The following is a 26576-nucleotide window of genomic DNA, read 5'->3' as shown; positions in this document are numbered from 1 at the left end:
GTGCCCCACTGATCATTGATGAGCTTGAAATAATCCAGGTCCAGCAGAATCAGGCTGGATACTCGCTCATAGCGTTCACGCATCTGGATTTGGCTGTTCAGGATGTCGGCCAGTTGTGACCGGTTGAGGCAGCCGGTAAGTGGGTCTGTGGTTGCCAGCCGGGTCAGCTCATTCTGAAGTTTTCCCACCAGCCAGGCGAAAATCATGGAGAACAGGCAATTGAGGCCCAAGGAGAAGGTAATACGCCAGAAATCTGCCTCGGGAAAGTTCATGAACGAGACCACTGCCATGGTGCTGACAAAAATAATATTGCTGGCAACAGCTTCCCGAAGAGGTAACAGAAAAAACAGGGCCGATGCGGCCGGGTAAGCCCAGTAAAGGCCTACATGCCCGTTGATGGCAGTCGAGTAGGCAGCACAGACTACGGCAAGCAGCGGAAATAGCCGGCCTTTCAGGAAGTAGGTGCCGCGAAACCGCAACAGGGCGATGACCGCAAGAGCGTTCGCGCAGAAGAGAATCAGCAGGGCGGAGAGCAGAAAATGATGATGCTGCCATTGCACAACTACCAGCGGAGCCACAGCAATGAAGGCCCAAAAATGCAGGTGGTACACCAGCTGGCGCTTGAAGCCAAGCACCGCAAGCGTTGGGTTGGTAGACCTGGAATCGTTAGACGGGAACGTATTCACAGCATACTCCGGCTGTATTTGTTAGGTCGCCCCGCTTCCGCTTTTGGGCCTGTCTTAAGTCTAGCATGGGTATTCGCCGATGAAGCGGAAGTATCTGTTTATCGGCGCTATTAGTTTTGTTCAGTTGGCCGCTGGTGACCGCTTCGTTAAAATCGTTACGCTATCTGACCTGATGATCATTCATACAGAACACTGATGGGAAGCCTGATATGACCGCCATCCATACTCGCGCGCCCGCGCTTACGATCCGGGCAGGCCGCCGAACCATGAAGCGGTTGCAGGAAAAGCCTCTTACTCCAGGCGATGTGCACGTTATACCCGGTGCGGCCGGCGGCCCCAAGGCTCTGGGTCTCAGTGGCTTGGACAAAGCCATTTTTGGTGACTGGCTGCCCCGGGTTGAACAGGAGCGCGCCTTGATTGGCTCGTCTGTTGGCAGCTGGCGGTTTGCCGCCATCGCCTCTTCCGATAATCCCCAGGCCCAGCTTACCCTATTGGCAGAGCTTTATACTTCCCAGCGTTTTTCGAAGGGTGTCAGTGCGGCTGAGGTTACTCGCCAAAGCACTTTGTTCCTCGAAGAGCTGATAGGGGGCCGTGAGGATTATATTCTTGAGCACCCATGGTACCGCTTGAATGTGGTAGTTGTGCGGAGTCTTGGCATGCTTGAGCCAGACACCAGAGCTCGCCTGGGCTTTGGCTTGATGAGCGCCATAAGTGCCAATGTTGTTGGCCGGCGGCACTTGGGGCGCTTTATGGAACGGGGCATTCTTCACGATGCCAGACGGAAGGCTCCGTTATCGCCGTTGGCTGACTTCGCCAGCCACGAAGTGCCGCTGAGCCGCGAGAACCTGCTGCCTGCATTGTTGGCATCCGCGTCCATTCCCATGGTGATGTCTGGTGTTCGGAATATTCCGGGTGCTCCGGACGGTATATACCGAGATGGTGGACTTCTGGATTACCATCTTGATTTGCCTTATAAGCAACCGGGCGTGGTTTTGTACCCGCACTTTACCGATCGCATCGTGCCCGGTTGGTTTGATAAAGCCCTGCCTTGGCGTCGCGGCGATGCGACTCGCTTGCAAGATGTGTTGTTGGTGGCGCCTTCCCCGGATTATCTGGAGCGCCTGCCAGATGGCAAGCTGCCGGATCGTAAGGATTTCGAAACTTACGCAGGAAATGACGGTAGCCGGGAACGCTCATGCGAAAAGCCATTGCCGAGAGCGAGCGCTTGGGGGATGAGTTTCTCGAGCTGTTGGAAACCGGCCGCCTGATGGATGTTATTCAGCCTTTGTGACGGTCGATCAGGCAGAACGTCTTGTTGAGAACCGGCCGGCGCTGCCATAAACAGCCAGAAATGTGGCAAATGCCGTCACTACCACAGATGGGCCTGCCGGCGTGTCCAGATGCCAAGACATGCTCAGGCCACCGACTACCGCAATAAACCCGAACACCACAGCGAGTGCCGCCATCTGCTCGGGAGTGCTGGCTAGCCGTCGCGCCGTGGCGGCCGGGATAATCAGCAATGCGGTAATCAGTAGAACGCCCACCATCTTCATGGCAACCGCAATCACCAGCGCAAACATCAGCATCAGCAACAGGCGCAAACGCTCAACCGGCACCCCTTCCACCCGCGCCAGTTCTTCGTGGATGGTGCTCATCAGCAGGCCACGCCAAAGTACGGTTAGTAGCGTCAGAATCAGAACAGCACCGCCATAAATCCACAGTAGGTCGTTGCGGTTCATGGCCAACAGGTCACCGAACAGCAAGCCGGTCAGGTCGATGCGGACATCCGGCATGAAGCTCAGCGCTACCAAGCCAATGGCCAGGGCGCTGTGGGCAAGAATGCCCAACAGGGTGTCGGTGGCCAGGGTTTTGTTGCGGGAAAACAGCATTAAGGCTATGGCCAAAATAACGCTGGTGATGATAACTCCCAGGTTCAGTGGAACGCTGATCAAAAAACTGAGCGCAATGCCCAGAAGCGCCGAGTGAGCCAGGGTGTCGCCGAAATACGCCATTCTGCGCCACACAACAAAGCAACCCAATGGGCCGGCGATCAGTGCCACACCCAAACCACCAATGAGGGCGCGCCAGAAAAAGTCGTTAAGCACAGTATCAATGATGCTCATGGTGGCACTCCCCATGGTCAGAGGTTGAGCCTGAGTGATCGGCGCCTACCACGTTGCCATGTAAGTCGTGGCTGTGGTTGTGGTTATGATGATACACCGCTAGGGACTCGGCCACCGGGCGGCCGAAGGTTTCAATAAAAGCCGGGTCGTGTGAGATGTCTGCGGGCGAACCGCTGCAGCATATATGCTGGTTCAGGCAGATAACCTTGTCAGTGGCGGCCATAACCAGATGCAGATCGTGGGAAATCATGATCACGCCACAGTTGAGCTCGTCGCGTAATTGGCGGATCAGGTCATAAAGTGCGGCCTGGCCATTGATGTCAACGCCTTGGGCTGGCTCGTCGAGTACCAGAAGATCCGGCTTTCGCGCCAGTGCTCTGGCCAACAACAGACGTTGCTGCTCGCCCCCGGACAGATGGTGCACGGATGCCTCGATCAGATGGCTAACACCGGTTCGCGCCAGCGCAGAGTGGCACTCTGCCAGAGGTTGACCACTGAGTAACATGAAGCGTTTGACGCTTAGGGGCAAGGTTGATTCCAGGCGCAGATCCTGGGGCACGTACCCGATAACCAGGTTCTTTGCGCGAACAATACGGCCGTCGGTTACAGCCTGTATGCCCAGAATGGCTTTGATCAACGTGGTTTTGCCCGCGCCGTTGGGCCCGATGATGGTAATGATATCGCCCCGGTGCAGTGACAGGTTTACCCGATCAACAACCGGGCGATCGTCAAACCGGACGGTAAGGTTTTCGATGGCAGCCAACGCTTCACTCATGATGTTGTTCCGTTTGGCAGCTGGGGCACAGGCCGGTTACTTCCAGAGTGACGGTTTCGGTGCAGAAGGCTTCGGCGCCGGCGGCATTGTATATAGCCGTGGACACCGATGTATCGGTTAGTTCCAGAGCATTGCCGCAGGCCCGGCAGATAAGAAACATACCCGTATGGTGCTTGCCGGCGTGGGTGCAACCAGTAAAGGCGTTGAGCGAAGCTATTCGATGCACCAGCCCGTATTGCTGTAGAAAATCCAGAGCACGGTATACCGTTGGCGGCGCAGCGTTGTGGCCCTCGGAGGTAAGCTTGGCGAGTACATCGTAAGCCCCTAGGGGCTTGTGGGATTGCCAAACCAGCTCCAGCACCCGCTCACGAGTGGGTGTAAGCCTGGCATTCTGCTGTTGGCAGATTGCCTTTGCCTCTGCCAAGGCCTGGTTAACACAGGCATCGTGATTGTGAGGTCGGTACGGGAGCGCGCGGGCAGACATGGTTGGGATCCTGCAAAATTTGTAACATTATAACATTCGCAGGGCGCCCTACGCCAAGTGCAAGGAACAATCCGGGCGTTGTGTCGGCGCTATGGTGCTGTGTTCTTTGTTTACACTGGTAATTCGCTGGCCAGAGATTCCAGGTAATCCAGGTTGGGAATCCAGGCCGCTTCGCCATCAACATCGACCCGCATAAGATCGGCAGGGCCGTTTTCGCCCTCTAATTGCTTGATCTGTTCTTCGGTAATACGAACCTGGCTGGGGATGCCTTGAGTAATCAGAGCCATGAACCGAAGCTTTTTTCTGTTGCTGCTGATGGTGTTTAGCACCACAATCCGGCCCCGATTCTCACCGGGTATTGCGAGAGTTCCGCCATTGGCTGCGTCGTAGGAAATAACCGGTAGGTCCAGTCCACGCCAGTCCAAGCGCCCCGCTAACCAGTCCGGCGCTCCGGCGCTCGGGTCGTTGCTGGCGTAGTCCACCACCTCTGCAATGGATACGTTGGGAAGTAAAAGTTGTCGCCCGCCTACGGGGATCATTACGCAGGAGAGGGTCTGGCTGTTGTCATTCATTATTTGTGTCCTCAGGCGGTGCCCCGTTTTTGCCGACCTTTAAGCAGGCAAGATTTTTCGATGGTGTTAACCAGTTCCTCGGCCAGCTGCTCCGGCGTACCGCAAAAACTGGCACTGCCGGTGGCCGCTACGGAATCTGGCATTGAGCTGTTACCACAGCTAGCGCTCTCCTGAACCCAGACCCGGCTACCGTAGGCTTTGAGTAAAGGTGCGGCAATTACGCCGTCGTTGCCCATACCGGAAAACAGGATCACATGGCAATGGGCGCCGTAATGATCCGCTGTATTGAGTAACACCTGGTCGATAGATGGCCCATAGGGCCCGGGCCAGGGAGTATTTTGTTCAGTAAGCACACCGGTACTGTCAAATTTCCATTCGTGCTCAACCGGCATCAGTACCACATCGCCGTTCTTTACCCTGTAGTTTTCTTCAGCGTGCTGCAGTTTGTAATGCGCATGGCGGCCAAGCACCCGGGTGAGCACCTCGGCAAAATTACCATCAATGTGCTGGGCGTATATGAAACCCACCGGCAGGCCCGGCGGCAGGCTGTCCAGAAACGCCTTCACGGCGGCTGGGCCGCCCAAAGAAGCACATAACACCCAGACATCTTCTGCAACAGAACCTGGCGCTGCGGGTGTCAGCCACTGGGGCAGTTCAGGTGATGCCTGGCTTTCAGGAGCTTGCACCTCTAGCTCTTTGATACTGGCTATGGAGTCCAGCTGGGCAAGTTCACCCAGTTGTTGCTCCAGCTTACCCAGAAGCCTGCGCTCCCAGCGGAAGTAATCCGCGCTGCCGGATACGGGCGCCTGATCCAGCCCGAATAAGACCGGAACCTCGGTGTGTTCCAGAAGATAATCGAACAAGGCCGGATGATCTGCTTCGTCTTCCAGAGTCACAAGCCAGAGCCTGGCCTCCGGAAACTCCGGGTAGCCCTGTAATCGCTCGGGATCCCCGGAGAAGCAGACGTCGAGGCCAAATTTGGCGGCTGCTGCCTGCAGGCGATGCCTCTGCAGGACAATATCCGACACAATTCCGACCTGAGCCCGGCCATTTTGGCCGGTCATCACTGCTTACCGATAAGCCGTTCGATGGTTTTCAACAGTTCGGTTTCCTGGAAGGGTTTGCCGAGGTATTCGTTTACGCCAATAGCCAAGGCTCGCTCACGGTGTTTTTCACCGGTTCGGGATGTGATCATGCAGATCGGCATATCCCGTAGGTTGTCGTCGTGCCTTACGAAGCTGGCGACCTCGAAACCGTCCATGCGTGGCATCTCAATATCCAGAAGCATGATGTCGGGTTTGTGATCCTGCAACTGCGCCACCGCATCCAGGCCATCCTTTGCGGTGATAACCTCCATGCCGTTTCGCTCCAGCAGGCGAGACGTAACCTTGCGCACTGTAACCGAATCGTCCACTACCATGACAACGGTAGCGCGTTCTTCGTAGCGCGCAGACTCTCGTGCCTTTTCCAGGTCGGCCAGGCGCTGGCGCTCAGACAATATGTCGGAACGGATCATGGCCGGCAGATCGAGAATCACTACCACGTTGCCGTCACCAAGAATGGTGGCGCCGGATACGCCGCGAACGGTGCTGAATTGTGGGCCCAGAGATTTAACAACGATTTCACGGCTGCCCATCAGGTTGTCTACCTGCAACGCCATGGGCTGTTCGGCACCGCGGACCAGAATCACCGGCAGCGGCAAGGCCTGGCCCTGAAGCTTGGGGTGGTGGTCGCTGTTCAGCAGGCTACCAAGATACTGCAAGCGATACTCTTGGCCAGCGTATTCGTACATGGGAGCATCCGGCTTGTAGTATTCCTCAAGCTCGTAGGTGCTGACCCGGACAATACCTTCAATGGTGTTAAGCGGAATAGCGTAGAAATCTTCACCCGTGGATACCATCAGGCACGGTTTACCGAAACGGTAAATGGCAGTCGCACGGTAAATGCAGTGCCGCGGCCCAGCTGTGATTCGATATCCAGGCTGCCGCCAAGTTGTTTGATTTCACTGGCGACCACATCCATACCCACGCCACGGCCAGAAATCTGAGTTACCTGCTGTGCCGTCGAGAACCCTGGCTGCAGGATAAACTGAAGAACTTCCCGCTCGGAAAGCTCCTCATCCTCTTTCAGTAGGCCTTGGCGAATGGCTTTTTCCCGTATAACCGCAGAAGGAATGCCGGCGCCGTCGTCGATCATGCGCAGAACCACATCCCCACCTTCGCGGGCCAGAGACAAGGTGATTTCACCGGTTTCTGCCTTACCGTTTTTCTGGCGCTCAGACGGGCTTTCGATGCCGTGGTCGATGGCGTTCCGTAGCATGTGCTCTAGCGGCGCAATCATACGCTCCAGGATGGTGCGATCCATCTCCCCTTCAGCATTACGTACATCAAACTCGATTTTTTTGCCTAGCTCGCCGCTGATCTGGCGAACAATCCGGCGTAAACGCGGCACCATGGAGGAAAACGGAATCATTCGGGTCTTCATCAGACCTTCCTGGAGTTCCGTGTTGATACGGGACTGCTGAACCAGCAGGGTTTCCGTGTCACGCACCCGGTCAGAGAGGGTTTCACGCAGATCTGCAAGGTCTGAAGAGGATTCCGTCAGAGCGCGAGACAATTGCTGGATGGACGAATACCGGTCCATTTCCAGTGGATCGAAGTCGTCACCGTAATCCGGACCATGCTCTTTTTCAGCACTGAACAGGATCTGTGTCTCGGTTTCGATTTCCATTCGGCGCAGCTGTTCCCGCAAGCGCTCAATGGTTGCGGCCATTTCATCCAGAGTATGGCCAAAATCGCTGCTTTGCTGCTCCAGCCGACCACGGGTGATACTGGTTTCGCCCGCCAGGTTAACCAGGTCATCCAGCAGTGGTGCCGATACCCGAATGGTTTCCTGGGCGGCTCGCTGTATTTCTGCGGTCCTGTTGCGGGCTTTAGCTCGTGCAGGCTTGGGTGTTCGCTCAGCTGGCGCATCGGGTTGCACCGGGTCTGCTGCCGCTGGTGTCGACTCGCTCGCAGGCTCAACGGGTGTTATGCCGGAGCTGGAAAGGTCGCGTATACCTGCAACCAGAGCAATGATGCCGTCGTGATCTTCGGTAATAGCCTGCCACTGGCTGTCATCAGGCGCGCTGCCGCCCAAATCGATTAGGCGGGTTTCAAAATCATGCGCTTTGTCACCCAGCAAAGTGAGCTGGGATAAGCGGGCACCGCCTTTCAGCGTGTGCAATGCGCGCTGGGCTTCTTGATTGAAGTGGTTGTTGGCAGGCTCTTTGCGCCAGTCATCAAGGAGCTGTTCCAGCTGATCCATGATTTCACCGGCTTCTTCCAGGAATATTTCCAGAATCTCCGGGTCGATCGCATCCTGATCTGCGCTTGCTGTCGCGTCCTCCGACTGCTCCCTGCTTGCTGCGTCAGGATGTTGCGCGCCGTTGAAGGCCGAAATAAGTTCCGGGTCTGCAACCAACTCATTACCCTGGGCCAGCTCGCCGAGCATGGACTTCAGGTCGCGGAGACCGCGATCACTGAGTGCTAGCAAGAGTTTCTGGTTGCCCGGGTTAAACAACAGGGTATCCAGCGCACCGGACCAAGCCTCAGCAAGTTCCGCTACAGGGTCTACATCAGACAGCCTGGCGCCACCTTTAAGGGTGTGCAGCTCTTGCTGCAATTGGGCAACACCGTCCATCGCCTGTGGGTCGTCGCGCCACTGATCCAGACACTCGCTAATGGCATCGTGGATCTCGTGACCTTCATCAAGGAATATGCCGGTGAGCTCGTGGTCGTGAGCGTCTGCAGGTGTGACGCCCAGTATTGGCACAGGACGCTCGCTGTCCGCCGGCGCAGATTCTCCATGGAGAATGGCTTCAACCTGATTTACCAAGTCGTGTGCGGGGGGGCAAGGCTTTTGTGTAGCAACCTGTTCTACCATTTGCGCCAGCCGGTCGTGGCAGGCAAACAGTACGTCGTTCATTGCACCGCTGGCTTCAAGCTGGCCTTCCGCTACCTTCTCGAACAGATCCTCAAGTACGTGGGTCAGGTCGCCAATTGCGTCAACTCCGGCCATGCGCGCGCCACCCTTCAAGGTATGAACATCGCGCTGCAGTTCTGCGGCTACTGAACGGTTAGACGGATCCTCACTCCAGGTGTGCAAAGCACTACCGGTTGAGTTGATCAGGTCGTAGGCTTCCTCAAGAAAAATGCCGGTGAGCTCTGGGTCCATGTGCGAGAGATCGTTTCCGAACTCGCCCACATCCGGCTCTTCAGCATCCCCAAGCTCCGGTATGGCTGGCGTGCCATCTTCGAATTCGGAGCTGTCCGGCTCGTCCGGTGCCGTCACATCCGTAACCGGGCGCGAGCTGCCTGTATTATCCATGTACGCGTGGATTTCACTGATCAGATCGGGTGCCGGGCGAGGAGGCTCCTTTGCTTCCATATTGTCTACCATGCCGGCAAGCCGGTCATGGCAGCGGAATAGAAGGTCTGACAGTTCTTCGTTAACGGACAGGCGCTTTTCAGTCAGCCCCTCAAACAGGTTTTCGAGTTCATGGGCCAAATCACCTACTGCCGGGATATCGGCAAGGCGTGCTCCGCCTTTTAGCGTGTGCAGATCCCGTTGGAGCAAGCGCAGAATGTCGAGATTTCCGGTGTCTTCGCTCCAGCTTTGCAGAGCTTCGCCAGTGCTGTCGATGAGATCTCGAGCTTCTTCGAGGAAAATTTCTGCAAGCTCTTCGTCCATCTCACTGTCGGCGGTTTCAGTTTCAGAGTGCGCCGGAGCCTCTTCCCGTTCAGGCGTCTCCAGTTCATTCAGGTCGAAGCTGAGGTCAATCTCCTCAAGATCTTCAGTAAACTCCTGATCGAAGGCGCTCGTGGTATCGGCTTCTGCTACAGAAATAGACAGTGTGAGGGCTTCTAGCTCGGCAACCAGTTCATCGCTGGATTCGATCGCCAGCCCTGCAGCCACCTGATCCATCATGTTGATCAGGTGTTCATGGGCGTTGCGCACGGTTGAGAAGAACGGCTCATCCGGCGTTTCGTTGTGGATAATGGCTGCAGCGTAGACTTCCTGCAATGCTTCTGACAAGGCAGCCAAATCAGGCAACCCGGCGTCGGATGCAGCATCGGTAAGCTGTATCAGTTCCGTGGTGAGGCCGTAGAGCGAACCCTGGTCCTGTGGGTTCTGTGCCCATTGCGCAAGGATGAGATCGGCATCCAGAACAATGTCGAGGCCCTCATTCAGGAATAGCTGAACGAGGAGGGACGGTGCTGGCTGTTCGCCGTTGGAGCTGGAGTCTTCGCTGTAAGTACGTAGCAGCCTGTCGTGGGAGATATGCTCCAGCTTTCCCAGAAACGCTTCTGTGCCAGGCAGCGAAGTCTGAGGCTCTTGGCGTATCTGTGCCAGTCCCTGTGTCAGGAAGTCACAAGCAGTTTCAATCAAAGACAGCACGTCAGGGTCAGCGCGCAGATTCTGGGCACGAGATTCCTTGATGAAACGCTCTAGTGGGGCGATAACGTCGGCTATCGGCGCAATTCCCGCTGTGTGAGCGCTGCCCTTGAGTGTGTGCAGAGCGCGGGACAGGTTGTCGGTGTAAGAGACGCTGACTTTGTCGCCGGCAGACGCTAGAAACTCTTTAAGCGTTTGCAGATGGGTTTCTGTTTCGCTTTCGAAGATGTCCAGCAGGACCGGGTCAACACTGCCCTCGCTCGCATCGCCATCGGTCTCCGGCAGTTCCGTTGTGCTGACGCCGGAAACATAATCGGTTCCGCTGGCTGGCATCGTACTGGCGTCAGGGATTTCGCCGTTGGCCAGAGCTTTGGCTCGGGCTTCGAGGCTGGAAGGATCGACGGAAGGCGGTTGGTGGTTTTCAAAATCGTATACCAGAGCCGGCAGAATATCGGTTGCCTCACCCAGCAGGCCGGCTATGTCGTCATTCATGAAAATGCTGCCGTCAATGACACGATTCAGCATGTTTTCGACGGACCAGGCCAGCTCACCCACAATCAATGCATTGACCATGCGGCCGCTGCCTTTGAGAGTGTGAAAGGCACGACGTATTTCGGAAAGAGCGCTGCGGTCATCGTGCTGACGCAGCAGCATGGGTAAGTATTCCCGGATAGTCTCCAGAACCTCGCCGGCTTCCTCGACAAAGATCTCGAGGATTTCATCGTCAATCAGGTCATCCTGCGGGAGACTGTCTGTGGCCAGCTCTGGTTCTGAAATATTGTCAACAACCGGCTCGTCGGCAGAGTATGCCGGAGCTTCTGGAACAACCTCTTGCTCACTGTCGCTGCGGCGAGTAGTCGCTAATGCGTCCGCGCGCTCTATCAGCTCGGCAACGTCGCCAGTGGTTTGGCCATCACGGAACTCATGAATCAGCGACGGAATGCGTGCGTTCACGTCATCAATCAGGGAGAACAAGTCGTCGTTTGGCTTGATACTCTGATCAATCACGCCGTTGAGTAGGCTTTCAACCGACCAGGCCAGCTCGCTAAGGCTGGTGGCGCCAACCAGGCGGCCGCTACCTTTGAGAGTGTGAAACGCGCGGCGAACTTCGGTCAGCGCTGGGCGGTCGTCGTGGTTCTGGCGCAGGCGCGGGTAGAATTCGTGGATGGTGTGCAGAACTTCTTCGGCTTCTTCAACGAAAATGCCAAGGATTTCATCGTCTAGAAGCTCTTCATCTGAGGCTTTGGTTTCGGGCTGCGGCACAGAGGCGCTGGCGGCAGGCTCCTCAGTGTTCATTGGCCCTACAACCGGCACGTCATCCTGTTTGGGCTCGGTGCCCCAAGTAGGCTCTTCACCCACAGGGAAGCCAAGCCTGGAGAGACTCTCTTCGGCTATCCGAAGAATGTCCTCGTTATCGCTTATGCCTTCAGCCAAGCGCTCCAGATAATATTCGATACTGGTGATCGCGTCCGCGAGGGTATCTAGCTGCATCCAGTCTGGAACGTGCTTGTCACTGAGCAGAACATCGGAGATGTAGCGCTCCGCTGAGGCCAGCATGCTGGCTACTCGGTCCAGAGGTACCAAACTCAGGCCGCCACGAATGCTGTGGAGTAAACCCGGAACGTGCTCAATTTCGCGGGTGTCCCACTGGGAAGCAATGAAGTTAATGACCGCAGATTTGACCTGCTCTAACGTATTGCGGGATTCCCGGAGGAGGGCATTGCTTGCTTCTCCGAGCTCGCGAGAGCCCTGATTGGGCGGCAAGCTGTCGCCGCTATTTCCAGAACGCTCCGGCGGCCGCTCGTTGTCCAGGCCAGCTAGGCTGGCTTCCACGTAAAGCAGAGCCCCGGCTATGTCCATCAGGATGCCGTCGTCGACCAGTTCGCTTTGGGTACTGAGGTTTTCAACCAGCTCAATCTGTTCTGTAACGATTTTCCGCGGAATACCTAAACCCAATACGGCCAGTGTGTTACCCACTTGCACCATGCCAGGGAGAAGGTCTTCCAGTTCACTGTTTTGGCGCATTTCTGAGCGTACAAACAGATCCAGCTGATCTTTCAGCTTGGCGAGTTCTTCGTTGAGCGCACTGACAACAGAGTGGATAGCCTCACGGCCAGGGCCGGAAACCCGGTTTCTGGCAGCGTCCACATCGTCTTCTGAAGGTAATGCTTGATCAAGCTGATAACGGCTGCGTAGCTCCGTAACGCCTTCGGAATCCAAATCCCTTGCCCGGGCAACGTAGTAGAGCAGATGCTTCAAAAGCGCATCGGGCACGGGCTGCGCGAGAATGTCCGTGTGCTCGTCGGTAAGGCGACGAATTTCGCTGTCCAGCTCCCGGAGCAGGGACTTTACCGCTGCGTTGACTGGATTGGCCTTGGCCTGAAGTGTTTCCACGAAGCCAGCTGCGGCTTTCCAGAGCTCACCACGGGGTGTTTTCTGGCAAAGGCGGGTCAGCCGGTGAATAACTTTTTGCAAGTACACGAATTGGGCGTCTAGATCTTCTTCGCGAATGATGCCAGCAAGGGCAAACTGGTACATCTGGCGAAGCTTTCGAATATGGCCAAGTACTTTGGGATCCTGCAGGCGCTCGGAAACGTTGCCTGCAACTTGCATGCGCGACGGGGCCAGATCGGGCTTGAACAGGGAGGTATCAGAAAGCAGGGAGTCGCCCCGCGCGGCCCGGAGATCGTTCAGCAAAGGCAGCAGTACCATAGGAAAATCGTCCTGGCTGCTGGCCAGGTGTTCCAGGTACTGGGGAAGCTGTAAAATCGCCTGCATCAGGACATTAACGGCTTCGTCCACGCTGACAACGCTATTGTTCAACACCGCCTGGGTGAGCTTCTCCATTTCTTCGGTCAGCAGCGCTGCACCGTAAAGCTCAACCATCTTAAGGGTGCCATGCACCTGATGGAGATAATTCAGGCAGAAGCGCAGGCGAGCAGTGTCGTCACGATTTTCGACGTATGCCTCGAGCGCATGCTGACCTTGGGTCAGCGTGTCCTGTATCTCGCCCCGAACCCAGTCGAGGGCGATGCTGTCATGGTGGTTGCCCATAACCTCTCCGGTTATTCTTCGTCAGCCTGGCGCTTTATCCACGCCAGTACATGTTCCGAGGGTACCTTTTGAAGACCTGGGGGCTGCCAGTCGGTCAGCTCTCCCTGGCCCAGAACCAGTAGTCCCCCGGGCGCCAGCCGCTCTGCAAGTCGCCTGACAATGTCCCGTCTGCGCCAGCGACGGAAATAGATCAGCAAATTCTGGCAGAAGATAATATTCATCCGTGCATGGGGGCTTTATCCAGATCCAGCACATTCAGTCTGGTAAAGCAGACCCGTTCCCGGATGCTGTCGATAATTTCTACGGTGTTCCGCTCGGCCGGGCGGAAATACCGGGTTTTCATATTCTCTTCCATGCCCAGCAACTTGCGAGCACTGAACTGGCCAATCCGGGCCTTTTCGATCACTGGCGTGCTGATGTCCGAGCCGGTTACGCCATATAACGGTTGCAGATCCAGTTGGCCCATGCACTCGTTCAGTACCATGGCCAACGTGTAAGGTTCCTCCCCGGTGGAGCATCCGACGCTCCATGCCTCAATAGGCCGTTTCCGGAACTGCTCCCTTGGCCGCGTGACAACATAGTCAGCGACCAGGCGGAAAGCGTCAGGATCCCGGAAAAAACGAGTTTCCTGCACCGTTAGCCGGTCTACCAGTGTTGACCATTCCCGTATGGCATCCGGCCCCGAGACAATTGTTTCGTAGTAAGCCTGATAACTGCCGCAGCCTATTTCTCGCATCCGGATGCCCAGATTGGTCTCCAGGAACGAGCGGCGCTCTGCGGGCAGTGCCATGCCTGTGCGATGTTCCAGTAGTGCCTGCCACTGCTTGAACTGCGCCTCATCCATGTCAGGAAGACGGCGCAGAAACCAGGCGCTTTCGGCAGATGGCGGGTTGTTATGAAGTTCAGACATAAACCGCCACTAGCCTCGGGCTGTAAATCAGCCCACCACCGGAACGTTGCTGTCTTCCTCTTCCTCGTGGTCCGCCACGTCTTCTTCCGGCAGTGTAAAGCCGGCAACGGAGGACCGCAGCTCGGAGGCCATTTCTGCCAGATTCCCGATGGACTTCGCGGTCGCGTTGGTACCGGACGATGTCTGGGAGGTAATTTCCTGGATAACGTTCATCGTATTGGAAATGTGTGCTGCAGAAGACGACTGCTGGCGCGCCGCGTTGGAGATGTTCTGGATCAACTCCGCAAGGCTCATGGATACGTTCTCGATTTCCTCGAGGGCAATACCCGCGTCTTGTGCCAGGCGAGCTCCACGTACCACCTCGGCGGTGGTGTGTTCCATGGAGATAACGGCTTCGTTGGTATCAGACTGGATCGTCTTAACCAGTGCTTCAATCTGCTTGGTTGCCGCAGAGGAACGTTCCGCCAGGCGCTGAACTTCGTCCGCTACTACCGCAAAGCCTCGGCCTGCATCACCGGCCATAGAGGCCTGGATTGCAGCGTTCAACGACAGAATGTTGGTTTGGTCGGCAATGTCGTTGATCAGGGATACGATGTCACCGATCTCCTGGGAAGACTCACCCAGACGCTTGATCCGCTTGGAAGTTTCCTGGATCTGCTCACGGATGTTGTCCATGCCGCGAATGGTGTTCTGTACCACTTCCGCGCCTTTCTTGGCGATGGCAACCGAGCGTTCCGCAACCGCTGAGGATTCCGCAGCGTTGGACGATACCTGGTCGATAGACACAGCCATCTCGTTAACCGCGGCAGAGGCACCAGCAATTTCTTGTGCCTGGTGCTCGGAAGCATCAGCCAGGTGCATGGCCGTAGACTGAGTTTCCTGGGCGGCTGAGGCCACACGTACTGCGGTGCCACGAATCGCTTGTACCAGGCCACGCATCTGGTCGATCGCGTAGTTGATGGAGTCGGCGATGGCGCCGGTGAAGTCCTCGGTTACCGTGGCCTCGGTGGTAAGGTCGCCGTCGGCCAGGTCGGCCAGTTCGTCCAGTAGTCGCAGGATCGCGTTCTGGTTTTGTTCGTTCTGTTCCTGGGTAGTTGTCAGGCGCGCCTGAGCTTCCCGGTATAGAGCAAGGCCGATAAATACAACCATGGCAACCATGGCGGCCAGAATGATAAAGGCCAGTGTCGGGCTGACTAACCGCGAGCCGCTTTGCGCCCGAAAGCTTTCCGCCAGAACGGACAGTTCAGACAACAGGATCTCGGAATTCTGGAAAATGTCGCTGGCCGCTGTACGTACCTTGAAGAGGTCGGGAGAGGCTTCAAGAATAGCGTCTACGTTCTGGGAAACAAACTCAAACAGCTCATCTACCGCTTCCAGGCCGTAAATGGCGTCTTCGTCGTCAACTTTGGAAATGCCCATGGCGGGCTTGCCGTTAAGCTGGCCGTCAAGTACCCGACCGAACAGGCTGGCGTCGCGGCCAAACCGGTCGGCGGCAATAACGGCGTCTTCATCACCAGAGAGGACGTTGTTTACCGAGCGCACAATACGTTCTGCCAGCAGTGACTGGCGCTGAGCCAGAGCAATCTGCTCCGCCGGCGCACCGTTATCCAGCAGGATCTGTACGATATCGTCATACTCCACCTGGAGCTGAGGGATGGTCTCGTTCAGGGTGCGCGCCACTTCGTGCAGACCCAGCACTGCGTCTCGGGTGGACAAAATGCTGTCTGCGTTCTCGCGTACCGAATTCCAGTGTTGTTGAACACCGCTTGCGCTGGCCATTTCACTGGGTGGCAGGCCGGTTTCCGGGTTGCCTTCGGTCACATTGGACCAGAGTTGCTGGAATTCATCGCGGGAGCGGCGCAGCTGATTGAATGCCTCGGCGGTACCGCCGGCGGCTTCAGTCGCGTTTTTCGCAATTTCCTGTGACAGCACCCTGAGCTCTGCGGCGTTGGCGATATATTCCTGGTCGTTCTGGCTGTCCCTGTTAATGATAAACAGGACCACAACGAGCAGGACGGTGAGTGCGATCAGTGAGGTAATCAGGCCGGCAACAAGCTTGTTGCCCCCCTGACCCATACCGATTCTTCCGGCTCTGTTTTTCATTTTTCTGGCTCCCGGCCTCTTCTGGAATTGGGCAAGTTGTTTTAATCAGGTTTCAGGCAGTCAGGGTGTTTATCCTGCCACTGTCATCACTCCTACCACTGTGCGACGTCGAGAAAGCGTTCGTCTTCGAGCAAGTCGACGGCGGAGAACACTTTCCAGACTTCTTCGTTTCGTTCGTAACCGCCTGCGACAAACGGTTGAACGTTTTCAGGCACACCAGCCGGTGCTGCCTTGAAACTGTCGGTTGCAAAGTACTGCATGCCCAGCACGGTATCGACAACCAGGCCACTGAAGACATCGCCCTGCTCAATAACAAGAACCCGCCGTTCCCGCTGGTTACGGGAAGAGCGAGGAATGTCAAAGAAGCCGGCAAGGTCTACCAAGGGGAGGAGGCGACCGCGAACGTTGGCAGCACCCATCAAAAATGGCCGTACGCCCGGAATATGTGTAAACCGGGGAACGTGCAGTATTTCAGTGACCTCGCCCATGGGAGCTACATAGCGCTCGCCTGCAAGAACAAACCCGATGCCGTTCCATAGTTCCACGGCCTCTTGTTGTTCTGGCAAGCCCGCAGCCATGGAGCGGCTGCGCTGGGCGATATCCGTCAAAACGGCAAAAGGGGCTGCCTGGGCGGACATGCTTACTCCACGGTTGGGGATCAGGCAATCAGACTGTTGATTGTGTTGATCAGGTCGTCTTCTTTAACCGGCTTCACCAGGTATCCCTTGGCGCCTGGCGGGTTCCCCAAACTCGGTCGGTTTCCTGGTCCTTGGTTGTGACAATAATCACAGGTATGGAAGCCGTTTCCGGGGCCCGGGTCAGCTGGCGGGTTGCCTGAAAGCCGTTTAGGCCAGGCATAACCACATCCATGAGCACCAAATCCGGGGTCTCGGCGCGTGCTTTGGCAACACCATCGGCGCCATTGTCGGCGGTAAGCACTTCGTGTTTGTGCTTTTCCAGAATGGTGGAGATTTTTTTAACCTCAGTCGGGGAGTCGTCAACAATCAGAATGCGAGCCATTAGTTCCTCGATGGTTCTATGTGTCAGCAGGGTTTACTGTGGCGTCACGGGTATATAGTGACGAATCGTATTAAGCAGCTCATCTTTGCTGAACGGTTTGGTCAAGTATTGGTCAGAGCCTACGATGCGGCCCTTGGCCTTATCAAAAAGCCCGTCCTTGCTTGACAGCATGATCACCGGCGTCTTTTTGAAAGAGGAGTTGTTCTTTATGAGCGCACAGGTCTGATAGCCGTCCAGGCGAGGCATCATTATATCTACAAAAATGATGTCCGGCTGTGAGTCAGCAATTTTGGCCAGAGCGTCAAAACCGTCCGTTGCGGTGATAACCTCACAGCCAACCTTCTTCAGGAGGGTTTCTGCGGTGCGACGAATGGTTTTACTGTCGTCGATCACCATGATCTTCAAGTTCTCGAAGTTGTCATCCATTGTCCAGGTGCCTTGCGCTCAGCGACTGTCATTGTTTTTCAAGCGAGGGTTTTAGCATAAACCTTAAGGTTCTTCTATAAACCCCGCTCATTTATAGATTATCGTCGGTCCGATAAAAAGTATTACTTTGTGACCAAATGTACTATTGCCTGAAACATCACGTAATTTGCCAGGATTTCTCCGGATGCAATCAAGGCTCGGGTACAATACCATCTGTTTTCTCAGCATAGCACTTATTGTCCGGTCCACTCTGCAGACCGGTTCGTGTTTTAACGCATCAGAAGCTCAAGAGGCACTATGACAGTTCGACTCGGAATCGTGATGGATCCAATTGAGGATATCCATTTCAAAAAAGACAGTTCATTGGTGATGCTGCTGGCGGCTCAAAACCGTGGCTGGGAAATCGAGTACATGGAGTTGCCCGACCTCTACATGGACGGCGGCAAAGCCATGGCCCGCACCCGCAATTTAACGGTACAGATGGATCCCGAGAACTGGTATAGCTTCGGCGCGGCCCAGGATCGTGCCTTGGGCGATCTCGACGTAATTCTGATGCGCAAGGATCCTCCGGTGGATCGCGAATTCCTGATTGCTACCTATATTCTTGAATCGGCGGAACAGCAAGGTGCCTTGGTAGTTAACCCGGCAGCCACCCTGCGTGACTGCAACGAAAAGTTGTTTGCGACCCAGTTTGAGGATCTGACGCCGCCGTTACTGGTTAGTCGCTCGGCGGATCGTTTTCGGGAGTTCTATGCAAAACACGGCGATGTGATCATGAAGCCGGTAGATGGCATGGGTGGCCACTCCATCTTCCGTATCAAGGAAAACGACTTCAACCTGGGTGTGATTATTGAAACCCTGACCAACTATGGTGAGCATCAGGCCATGGCCCAGAAGTACATTCCCGAAATCAGTGATGGCGACAAACGCATTCTGATGATTGAGGGTGAGGCGGTGCCTTACTCGCTTGCGCGCATTCCCTCGCACGGCGAAAACCGCGGAAATCTGGCGGCTGGGGGTCGAGGCGAGGGTCGCGAGCTTACCGCCCGTGACCGAGAAATCTGTGCCCGGGTGGCGCCGGTAATAAAGGAAAAAGGCCTGATGTTTGTAGGCCTGGATGTTATTGGTGACTATCTGACCGAAATTAACGTGACCAGCCCAACCTGCATTAGGGAGCTGGACACAGCCTTCGGGACAGATATTTCCAGCCTTCTGATGGATGCTGTCGCGAAGCGATTGGGCCGGGGCTGACGGAGGCATCATGGGTCAGGCTCAAGCACAGGGACAAACGCAGTAATGGCGGCGCAGGTAAGCGATTTAGACCGATTTTCCTTCACGCTGTTCATGGCGCTGGTGGTGCACGCCGTTGTGGTGCTGGGCATAACGTTTGCGCCCGAGTCGCCGCGCTCTTCTGCTCAGACTATGGAAATCACCCTGTCGCAGTTTGACGACGAAAAGGCGCCGGAGAAAGCTGACTTCCTGGCCCAGACCAGTCAGCAGGGCAGTGGCACCGAAGACGAGCCCCGGGAGATGACCACACCGCAACCCTCCGAAATCAGCCAGCCAGACGTGGCACAGGTACAGCCGGAACCAAGGGCGCAAGTTGAGCCGGTTCGCCGCCAGGAGCAGGCAGTTGTGCAAACGGAAAGCCGGTCAAGCCGGCAGGTTCAGCAACCTGAGCAGTCCGCCAAGCCGGAAGAAGACCCTCTGCCGGTCAGGGAAAAGAAAAGTCTGATGGATCGAAGCCTGGAGATCGCCAGCCTTGAAGCTCGCTTCGATGCCCAGCAGCAGGCCTACGCGCGTAAGCCCCGAGTGATGCGGGTAACCGCTGCCTCCACCCTGAAGTCCACCAATGCCTGGTACGTCCAGAATTGGGTCAGCAAGGTCACCCGGGTTGGCAACATCAACTACCCCACCGAAGCCCGCCGTGCCGGAGTTTATGGCACCCTGCGAATGCTGGTATCCATGCAGAAAGATGGCACAATCAAGGAAGTGGCTATTCTGCAGTCGTCCGGGAGCACTCTGCTGGATGATGCGGCGATTCGAATCGTTAGGATGGCCGCGCCATTTGCACCCTTTCCGAACGAGATGCGGAAAGACGTCGACGAGCTAGAAATCATACGTACCTGGTCCTTCCAGCAACGGGGGCTGACATCCGGATGACGGCATCTAAACATTCTCCTCACAGCCTGAGACATCATTTTCTGGTGGCCTCACCTTATCTTGCGGATCCCCGGTTCCATGGTGCTGTTATTTACCTGTGCGAACACTCTGATGAGGGCGCCCTTGGGCTGATGATTAACCAGCCTCTGGATATTCATTTGGGTGAAATTCTGGAGCAGCTCGATCTCCAGGGCGGCGAACTCGATTTACCCGTGTTCAGTGGTGGCCCAGTAGAACAAGAGCGCGGGTTTGTTCTGCATTCCCCGGGTGCGGACTGGCAAAATACCGCCAAGGTCGCTGACGACGTTATGCTGACTACCTCCCGCGACATACTTGCCGGCATTGGCCTCAGCAAAGGCCCGGAAGAGTTTTTGATGACGTTGGGGTACTCAGGCTGGGGCGAAGGGCAGCTCGAAGAGGAGCTGGGCAGCAACGCCTGGCTGACTTGCCCTGCAACCACCGATATTCTGTTCAGGACGCCCTGGGCTGATCGCTACAAAGCCGTCCTTACGCTGATCGGAATAGATCTTAACCAGCTTAGTGAAACGGTGGGGCATGCCTGAGGTCGGTCAGCGCAGCGTTATGGCATTCGATTTCGGCCTCCGCCGGATTGGCGTGGCTACCGGGCAGGAGATGCTTGGCACAGGCCAGCCCTTGGCCATGATTCTTGCCGATAACGGAACCCCGGACTGGAGCCAGTTGGAAAAACTGTTGCTGGAATGGCAGCCGGATCTGGTTTTGGTAGGTTTGCCCCTGAATATGGACGACAGTGAAAATGACATGTGTGGCCGTGCCCGCAAATTTGGCAAGCGCTTGCATGGCCGCTTTCATGTTCCGGTAGAAATGGTGGATGAGCGCCTGACCAGTTATGAGGCAAAGGGCCAAGTGATGGCGGTCGGTGGTAGCCGGGACTATGGTCGTCACGGTGTGGACGATCGTGCAGCTGTGCTGATACTGGAAACCTGGTGTCGGCTGCAAACAGAATAAAAAGCGAGGATGGAATGAGCGCACTGCTTAATGTAGATCAGCTGATGGATACGCTGGAAATGGGGCTTCGTGACCTGCTTAAAGAGCGCGGCATCGAGTCGCCTGTACTCATTGGCATCCGCACGGGTGGCGTCTGGGTAGCGGATATTATTGGCAAGCGCCTTGGTATTGAAGAGCCGTTCGGTGAGCTGGATATCTCTTTTTATCGGGATGATTTCAGCCGCATTGGTCTGAACCCCAAAGTGACGCCTTCAAGCTTGCCTTTTGATACCGAAGGCCGGGATATCATTCTGGTTGATGATGTCATCATGAGTGGCCGCACCATACGCGCTGCGATGAATGAACTGTTCGATTATGGCCGTCCAGCCAGTATTATACTCGCCACTCTAATCGATTTAGGTGCGCGCGAACTGCCTATTCAGCCCGATGTGGCAGGGCAGTCTCTGACACTGGGTGCGCAGCAACGCGTGAAGCTTCGTGGCCCGGATCCGCTTCGTATTGAGCTCCAGGAAACCGGACAGTAACCCCCCGAACCCGATAGCAGGCAAACCATGACCGCAAACGCAGCTTCTCCCAACCATTTACAGCTAACCCGGGACGGCCAGTTGCGGCATTTCCTGACCTTGGACGGTTTGAGCAGGCCGCTGCTGACCGATATTCTTGATACGGCAGATTCGTTTATCGAAGTGGGCGAGCGCAGCATCAAGAAGGTGCCTCTGCTGCGGGGCCGAACGGTGGTCAATCTGTTCTTTGAGGCCAGCACCCGCACCCGTAGCACTTTTGAGCTTGCTGCCAAGCGGCTCTCTGCCGACGTGCTTAATCTCGACATCAACACCTCAGCCACCTCCAAGGGCGAGTCGCTCTCGGATACACTTCTAAACCTCGAGGCTATGGCCAGCGATATGTTTGTGGTGCGCCATGCTCAAAGTGGCGCGCCGCACTTTATCGCTGAAAGCGTGACCCCCGGGGTGGCCATTATCAACGCTGGCGACGGCCGCCATGCCCACCCCACTCAAGCCATGCTGGACATGTTGACCATTCGCCAGCACAAAGGCGGGTTTGAAGGCCTCAAAGTCGCCATCGTGGGAGATATTTTGCATTCGCGGGTGGCGCGTTCCCAGATCCGTGCGTTGAATGAGCTGGGCGCCGAACAGATACGAGTTATCGCACCCGGAACCCTGTTGCCAAGAGACGTCGAAAGCCTTGGCTGCACCGTGGAATATGACATGGCCAAAGGCATGAAGGATGTGGATGTAGTGATCATGCTGCGCCTGCAAAAAGAACGCATGGAAGGCGCTTTACTGCCGAGCGAGCGCGAGTTTTACCGGCTTTACGGGTTGAGCCAGGAGAAGTTGGCGCTGGCGCATCCGAAGTGCATTGTCATGCATCCAGGCCCGATTAACCGGGGTGTGGAAATTGAATCTGCAGTGGCGGATGGTCCGCAATCGGTCATTCTGAATCAGGTAACAAATGGCATTGCTATTCGTATGGCTGTGATGTCTATGGCCATGGGTGGGCAGGTGGCAGAGCGCCAGCAAACACTGACTGAACTGAACGAAAGAGGTCTGGCATGAGCGGTAATGAACAATTCTCCGGCGCCAGCTTGAAAATTACCGGTGGTCGGCTATTGGACGGTCATGGAGGTGATACCTCTAACCGTGCGCTGTTGATCCGAAACGGGCGCATTGCGGCCGCTGGAGAGGCGGCTGAAAAAGCCGATGCCGACCAGACATTTGATGCCAAAGGCTGCGTGATTACCCCGGGGTTTGTAGACCTGTATTGCAACCTGCGCGAACCGGGCAATGGCCAGAAAGGCAATATGGCTTCGGAGACCCGAGCTGCGGCCCGGGGCGGCTTCACTACCGTGTGCGTGTCCCCGGAAACGTCGCCGGTGAATGACTCCCGGGCCGTGACTCACCTGATTCTAGATGGGGCCTATGCCAGCTCCGCTATCCGGGTGCTGCCCGTGGGCGCATTGACCCGCGGTCTTGAAGGGGAAATGCTCAGTGACATGGCGGGCCTCACCGCGGCTGGATGTATCGCCTTGGGCAATGGCTCCCAGGGGGTGCGTAGTGCGCGAGTGCTTCGTCGCTGTATGGCCTATGCCCAGACGTTTGGACTGACCGTGATGCTACGCCCAGAAAACCAATCTTTGGCGGCGGATGGTTACGCCCATGATGGCTTGGTAACAGCGCGTCTTGGCCTGCTGGGTATCCCGGAAGTGGCCGAAACTGCAGCCGTGATGGAAATGCTGCTGCTTGCGGAAGAAACTGGCGTAAGGCTGCATCTGAGTCAGCTTTCATGCGGGCGTAGTGTAGAGATGATCGCCGACGCTCGCCGTCGCGGTATTGCGGTGACCGCCGATGTAGCCATGCACCAGCTTGCCTTTACAGAGGACGCGCTGGCGGGTTTTGACAGCCGCTTCCACTTGCGCCCGCCATTGCGCTCGGAGGCGGATCGTAAGGCGCTGGTTGCCGGGGTTCGTGACGGGGTGATTGATGCAATTGTAAGCCAGCACCTGCCTCACGAGAGCGCCGCCAAACAGGCGCCTCTGCCAGACACCGAGCCTGGCCTTTCCAGCATAGAAAGCGTGCTGTCTCTAGGCCTTGGCCTGGTGAAGAAGGGTGAGTTAACCCTTACTGAACTGATTCGCGGGCTTACTTCTGGGCCGGCATCGGTGGTCGGGTTGGCCGCCTCGACTGAACAGGATGATATAGCCGACCTTTGCGTGTTTGATCCCGACGCCTGTTGGACGCCAAGTAGTGAGTCGCTTATTTCCGCAGGTCACCATGCACCGGTACTCGGCCAGTCTTTGGCCGGAGTGGTGCGACTTACTCTGGTGGAAGGACGAGAGGTCTGGTCCGTCGCCTGAAGCCTGAAATTCAGTAAGAAAATGCGGCAGGGGTTGGCCAACCTCTGTCGACACCATCACATAATCCCACATGTTGCTTAAAAACCCTTGAAACAGGGCACCTGTGCCAACGTATCCTTGCCCCTGCCAGCATAGTGTTGGCGACAATAATAATACGTGGCCCGGCAGACCAAGCGACAACGACTGCCGCCAGATAATAACGATTCAGGAGTCATCCCGTGACATCAGCAATTTTCCCGCAGCGGGTGGCCTTGGCGGTCACTTTGTGTGCCAGTCTTTTTCTCCCTTCGCTGGGTGTTGCTCAGGCCAACGACAACGCTGCAGCCGCCGACGATGTTATTGAGCGAAGCTTTTGTGTGTTTGATCCAGTAGGGGCTAACGGACCGTTATTTGCAATCACCAAAACATTTCAGCCGGTTGCGCTTAAAAACGGCATCAAACTTAACTTGAGTGCTTACACTGACGAAAAAGTTGCCGCTGAAGATTTTAAAGCTGGCCAGTGCGATGCCGTGTTGCTTACCGGCACTCGCGCTCGTGAGTTCAACAAGTTCACCGGTAGCCTGGAAGCCATGGGCGCTGTGCCTGGCGAAGAGGAAATGCGCCTGCTCTACAACACTCTCAGCCAGCCTAATGCCCGGCCGCTGATGATAGATGGACCTTATGAGGTGGCCGGTGTGTTTCCGGCTGGCGCTATTTATCTTCATACCCGGGATCGCACCATCAATTCTGTTGAGAAGCTTCAGGGCAAGCGCATCGCAACACTGGATTTCGACCAGGCGTCTGTCCGCATGGTTCGCCACGTGGGCGCGTCAGTTGTCGGCTCTAATTCCGCCAACTTTGCCGGCAAGTTCAATAACGGCAGTGTGGATCTTGCCTATGCTCCGGCCGTGGCTTACACGCCGTTGGAGTTGTACAAGGGGGTTGAGCCAAACGGCGGAGTGCTGAAATACGCACTGGCTTACATGAACTTCCAGGTCATCATTCACAGCGACCGTTTCCCTGAGTCGGCAGGCCCGATGGTGCGCAATGAAGCCATCAAGCGCCTTGATGAAGCCTACGACATCATTGCCAATGCGGAAGCTGAGATGCCGGAAAGCATATGGATGACTCTGCCGCAGGAAGTTACCGCTGAGTACGACAAGATGTTGCGTAAAGTGCGCCTGTCTTTGCTCGACGACGGCGTGTACGACGAGCGGGCGATCAAACTTATGAAGGCTATTCGCTGCCGTGTGGATGCTGCCCGCTCCGAGTGTGCTTCCTGATAAGCCGCTGGCATTGAAAGAGACCCTCCTTTGGGAGTGGGAGGGTCTTTCAGCCTTGTTCAGTAGGTATGGTTATCAGCTTGAGCGGAACGCGTCTTTAAATGCTTTGCCGGCCTTGAAGCCAACAGTTTTGCTGGCGGGAATGCGGATAGACGCTCCGGTTTGAGGATTTCTGCCATCCCGTGCTTCACGGGCGCGAATATTGAACGTACCGAAGCCGATAAGGGTGGTGTCTTCTCCTCGAGTAGCGGCAGCGGAGATCTGATCTGTAAAAGCGGTAATCACTTCGCTGGCTTTTTCTTGGGTGAGGCCAGTGCGTTCGGCGATAGCCGCCGTGAGTTCAGGTTTGCGCATCGAGTACTCCTTGTTGTTTTTGTTTATCGGGTAACCGCAACCCAGCAGGCTTACGGTTACCTGAATCTATAGCGGTTTGCAGTACTTTGTGCAAACCTGAGCGGGTGAAAACTGTGTACACAGGCGTCATTTGCGGTGCCGGTCTCAAAAAGCGCGAGCGCTGTAGGCCATAATGCGCGGCTAACGGCGCGTTTATAATAACAATGCACAACGTTTAAAAGGTTCAGAAATCATGATGCATACCGGGACTTCATTTACAGAGACTTTCGTCAGGAGCCATTCTCGCTGGCCATCTGCCGGGCAAAGATTGAAGCATTCGGTCGCTCGGTTCAGGGGCTTTTTTACTGCGCTGGCCCTTGGTACGTTGCTGTCTGGTTGTGGTGTGGTCAACCACATGGTCTACAAGACCACCGGTGATGTCATGCAAGGGTTTTCCCGCGAGCACACCATTCCCTACTTGATGCAAAGTGGGGATCTGGCCATGGGTTGCGCCATGAGTGAAGCCACCGCCCCGCTGCTTATGTCTTTCGGCAGAGTGACTAGCGAACCGGATCAGCTGGCCGTAATGCTCTATCTTTCAGCCGGCGGCTGTGCCGAAGAACAGGGCCGTGAGCACGAGCTGGCCGCCCTGGCCGCCCTGTACGAAAGAAAAGGTAACGCGGCTGAAGATGCCATGATCCGCCAGAAGCGAGCATACGCTCTGGCTTCCCGGCGTTACTTGAAATCCTGGGAGCATCACAACACTTTTTACGGTGAGCCCGGTACCGGTGAGTGCCCGGATTTTGATGACGATATGGACGAGTTTATCTACCTTGCTGGCCTGCTCTCAGGGTTGCAGGCGCTTAACGCAGAGATCCAGTCAACCTCGTCCATTGGGGTTCCCAAGAACGTAGGGGCTGTTGTCGCTCGCGCCTCAAGCTGCCTTGAAAATGACAAGTGGTGGGGCGCTCCTACGGCATTGAAAGCGACGGTATGGGCGATGATGCCCGGCGCGCTGCCCGAAGGTGAGGATGCCTTTGAGCGGCTGTCCATGACGGACCGCCAAGGGGAGGAGGCAGGTGTACGCCTGAGCCATGTTTTTCATGCAATTGCCGCCACCAACAAGGGTGATAAGGCAATGGTGAAGGCGGTGGTTCGTCAGCACGCAGAGTCGCTCAAGGAGCAGCCTTCCAATGAAGACTGGGCCTTTGTGGACGCCATGGCGACCAATATGATCGTCGCGATCTCCGACCGCCTGTGGGTAGAGAATACCGGCCACCGCACGCCACTGGGCCAGCTTGGTACCTTCTGGGATGACCAGCAGAAAGAAGTTGAGACCATGGACCTGGATGGTCTGCTGTAATTCTTTT

The 26576-nt window shown here is 56.1% G+C and carries 19 protein-coding genes and 4 pseudogenes; 10 read left to right on the top strand and 13 right to left on the bottom strand.

Annotation, left to right across the window (positions count from 1 at the left end; genetic code table 11):
* A partial coding sequence (locus BCA33_RS19440) for a GGDEF domain-containing protein (RefSeq protein ID WP_139173066.1) occupies window positions 1-686 on the bottom strand: 686 nt, incomplete at its 3' end.
* A 209-nt stretch (window positions 687-895) separates the two neighbouring features.
* Between BCA33_RS19440 and BCA33_RS19435 the strand changes: the two are divergent.
* Window positions 896-1977, top strand: a pseudogene (locus BCA33_RS19435) (patatin-like phospholipase family protein).
* Between the two features lie 7 nt (window positions 1978-1984).
* Here BCA33_RS19435 and znuB read toward each other — a convergent pair.
* The 11 genes and pseudogenes from znuB to pilG all read right to left on the bottom strand — a co-directional run bounded on the left by znuB (window position 1985) and on the right by pilG (window position 17589).
* Window positions 1985-2809: a zinc ABC transporter permease subunit ZnuB gene (gene znuB / locus BCA33_RS19430; RefSeq protein ID WP_071268429.1), complete on the bottom strand. Its 825-nt coding sequence runs from the start codon at window positions 2807-2809 to the stop codon at window positions 1985-1987.
* Window positions 2796-3584 (bottom strand): zinc ABC transporter ATP-binding protein ZnuC, encoded by a 789-nt coding sequence (gene znuC / locus BCA33_RS19425; protein ID WP_071268428.1) that lies wholly within the window; start codon window positions 3582-3584, stop codon window positions 2796-2798. The genes znuB and znuC overlap by 14 nt, the downstream gene beginning before the upstream one ends.
* A complete protein-coding gene (locus tag BCA33_RS19420) occupies window positions 3577-4068 on the bottom strand; it encodes a Fur family transcriptional regulator (protein ID WP_071268427.1) in 492 nt (163 codons plus the stop codon). The genes znuC and BCA33_RS19420 overlap by 8 nt, the downstream gene beginning before the upstream one ends.
* 110 nt (window positions 4069-4178) lie before the next feature.
* Window positions 4179-4640 (bottom strand): chemotaxis protein CheW, encoded by a 462-nt coding sequence (locus BCA33_RS19415; protein ID WP_071268426.1) that lies wholly within the window; start codon window positions 4638-4640, stop codon window positions 4179-4181.
* Window positions 4641-4651: 11 nt separating this feature from the next.
* Window positions 4652-5704, bottom strand: coding sequence for a chemotaxis protein CheB (locus tag BCA33_RS19410; protein ID WP_071268424.1), 1053 nt, complete (start codon window positions 5702-5704; stop codon window positions 4652-4654).
* Window positions 5704-13130 (bottom strand): annotated as a pseudogene (locus BCA33_RS19405) (Hpt domain-containing protein). Before BCA33_RS19405 ends, BCA33_RS19410 begins: the two are co-directional and overlap by 1 nt.
* 11 nt (window positions 13131-13141) lie before the next feature.
* A pseudogene (locus tag BCA33_RS19400) lies at window positions 13142-14040 on the bottom strand (protein-glutamate O-methyltransferase CheR).
* A gap of 27 nt (window positions 14041-14067) precedes the next feature.
* On the bottom strand, window positions 14068-16143 hold the full coding sequence (locus BCA33_RS19395; protein WP_071268422.1) for a methyl-accepting chemotaxis protein: 2076 nt from the start codon (window positions 16141-16143) through the stop codon (window positions 14068-14070).
* A gap of 92 nt (window positions 16144-16235) precedes the next feature.
* A complete protein-coding gene (locus tag BCA33_RS19390) occupies window positions 16236-16781 on the bottom strand; it encodes a chemotaxis protein CheW (protein ID WP_071268419.1) in 546 nt (181 codons plus the stop codon).
* 20 nt (window positions 16782-16801) lie between these two features.
* Window positions 16802-17163, bottom strand: a pseudogene (pilH, locus tag BCA33_RS19385) (twitching motility response regulator PilH).
* Window positions 17164-17196: 33 nt separating this feature from the next.
* Window positions 17197-17589: a twitching motility response regulator PilG gene (pilG, locus tag BCA33_RS19380; protein WP_071268417.1), complete on the bottom strand. Its 393-nt coding sequence runs from the start codon at window positions 17587-17589 to the stop codon at window positions 17197-17199.
* 297 nt (window positions 17590-17886) lie between these two features.
* On the opposite strand from pilG, the gene gshB reads away from it, so the two are divergent.
* From gshB to BCA33_RS19340, 8 genes are all read left to right on the top strand, one after another.
* The gene (gene gshB / locus BCA33_RS19375; RefSeq protein WP_083394835.1) at window positions 17887-18840 is read left to right on the top strand and encodes a glutathione synthase; all 954 of its coding nucleotides are present in this window, start codon (window positions 17887-17889) and stop codon (window positions 18838-18840) included.
* Window positions 18841-18885: 45 nt separating this feature from the next.
* Window positions 18886-19752 carry an energy transducer TonB gene (locus BCA33_RS19370; protein WP_071268409.1) on the top strand — a complete coding sequence of 289 codons (867 nt, stop codon included), beginning with the start codon at window positions 18886-18888 and terminating at the stop codon, window positions 19750-19752.
* Window positions 19749-20315: a YqgE/AlgH family protein gene (locus BCA33_RS19365; RefSeq protein ID WP_071268407.1), complete on the top strand. Its 567-nt coding sequence runs from the start codon at window positions 19749-19751 to the stop codon at window positions 20313-20315. Before BCA33_RS19370 ends, BCA33_RS19365 begins: the two co-directional genes overlap by 4 nt.
* On the top strand, window positions 20308-20739 hold the full coding sequence (gene ruvX, locus BCA33_RS19360; protein WP_071268406.1) for a Holliday junction resolvase RuvX: 432 nt from the start codon (window positions 20308-20310) through the stop codon (window positions 20737-20739). Before BCA33_RS19365 ends, ruvX begins: the two co-directional genes overlap by 8 nt.
* Before the next feature lie 14 nt (window positions 20740-20753).
* Window positions 20754-21263: a bifunctional pyr operon transcriptional regulator/uracil phosphoribosyltransferase PyrR gene (pyrR, locus tag BCA33_RS19355; protein WP_071268403.1), complete on the top strand. Its 510-nt coding sequence runs from the start codon at window positions 20754-20756 to the stop codon at window positions 21261-21263.
* 27 nt (window positions 21264-21290) lie between these two features.
* Window positions 21291-22313 (top strand): aspartate carbamoyltransferase catalytic subunit, encoded by a 1023-nt coding sequence (locus BCA33_RS19350; RefSeq protein ID WP_071268401.1) that lies wholly within the window; start codon window positions 21291-21293, stop codon window positions 22311-22313.
* Window positions 22310-23611, top strand: a complete 1302-nt coding sequence (locus tag BCA33_RS19345) for a dihydroorotase (RefSeq protein ID WP_071268399.1) — start codon at window positions 22310-22312, stop codon at window positions 23609-23611. Before BCA33_RS19350 ends, BCA33_RS19345 begins: the two co-directional genes overlap by 4 nt.
* Window positions 23612-23829: 218 nt before the next feature.
* Window positions 23830-24873: a putative solute-binding protein gene (locus BCA33_RS19340; RefSeq protein WP_071268397.1), complete on the top strand. Its 1044-nt coding sequence runs from the start codon at window positions 23830-23832 to the stop codon at window positions 24871-24873.
* A gap of 75 nt (window positions 24874-24948) precedes the next feature.
* Here the strand turns inward: BCA33_RS19340 and BCA33_RS19335 are convergent, their stop codons facing one another.
* The gene (locus BCA33_RS19335; protein WP_071268393.1) at window positions 24949-25227 is read right to left on the bottom strand and encodes an HU family DNA-binding protein; all 279 of its coding nucleotides are present in this window, start codon (window positions 25225-25227) and stop codon (window positions 24949-24951) included.
* Between the two features lie 394 nt (window positions 25228-25621).
* Here BCA33_RS19335 and BCA33_RS19330 point away from each other — a divergent pair, with 394 nt between their 5' ends.
* A complete protein-coding gene (locus BCA33_RS19330) occupies window positions 25622-26569 on the top strand; it encodes a hypothetical protein (RefSeq protein ID WP_139173068.1) in 948 nt (315 codons plus the stop codon).
* Window positions 26570-26576 lie beyond the last annotated feature (7 nt).

The organism is Marinobacter sp. AC-23 (assembly GCF_001858325.1).
GTDB lineage: Bacteria > Pseudomonadota > Gammaproteobacteria > Pseudomonadales > Oleiphilaceae > Marinobacter.
The sequence above is the reverse complement of the archived record's forward strand: the minus strand, read 5'-3'. Positions and strand labels throughout refer to the sequence as shown.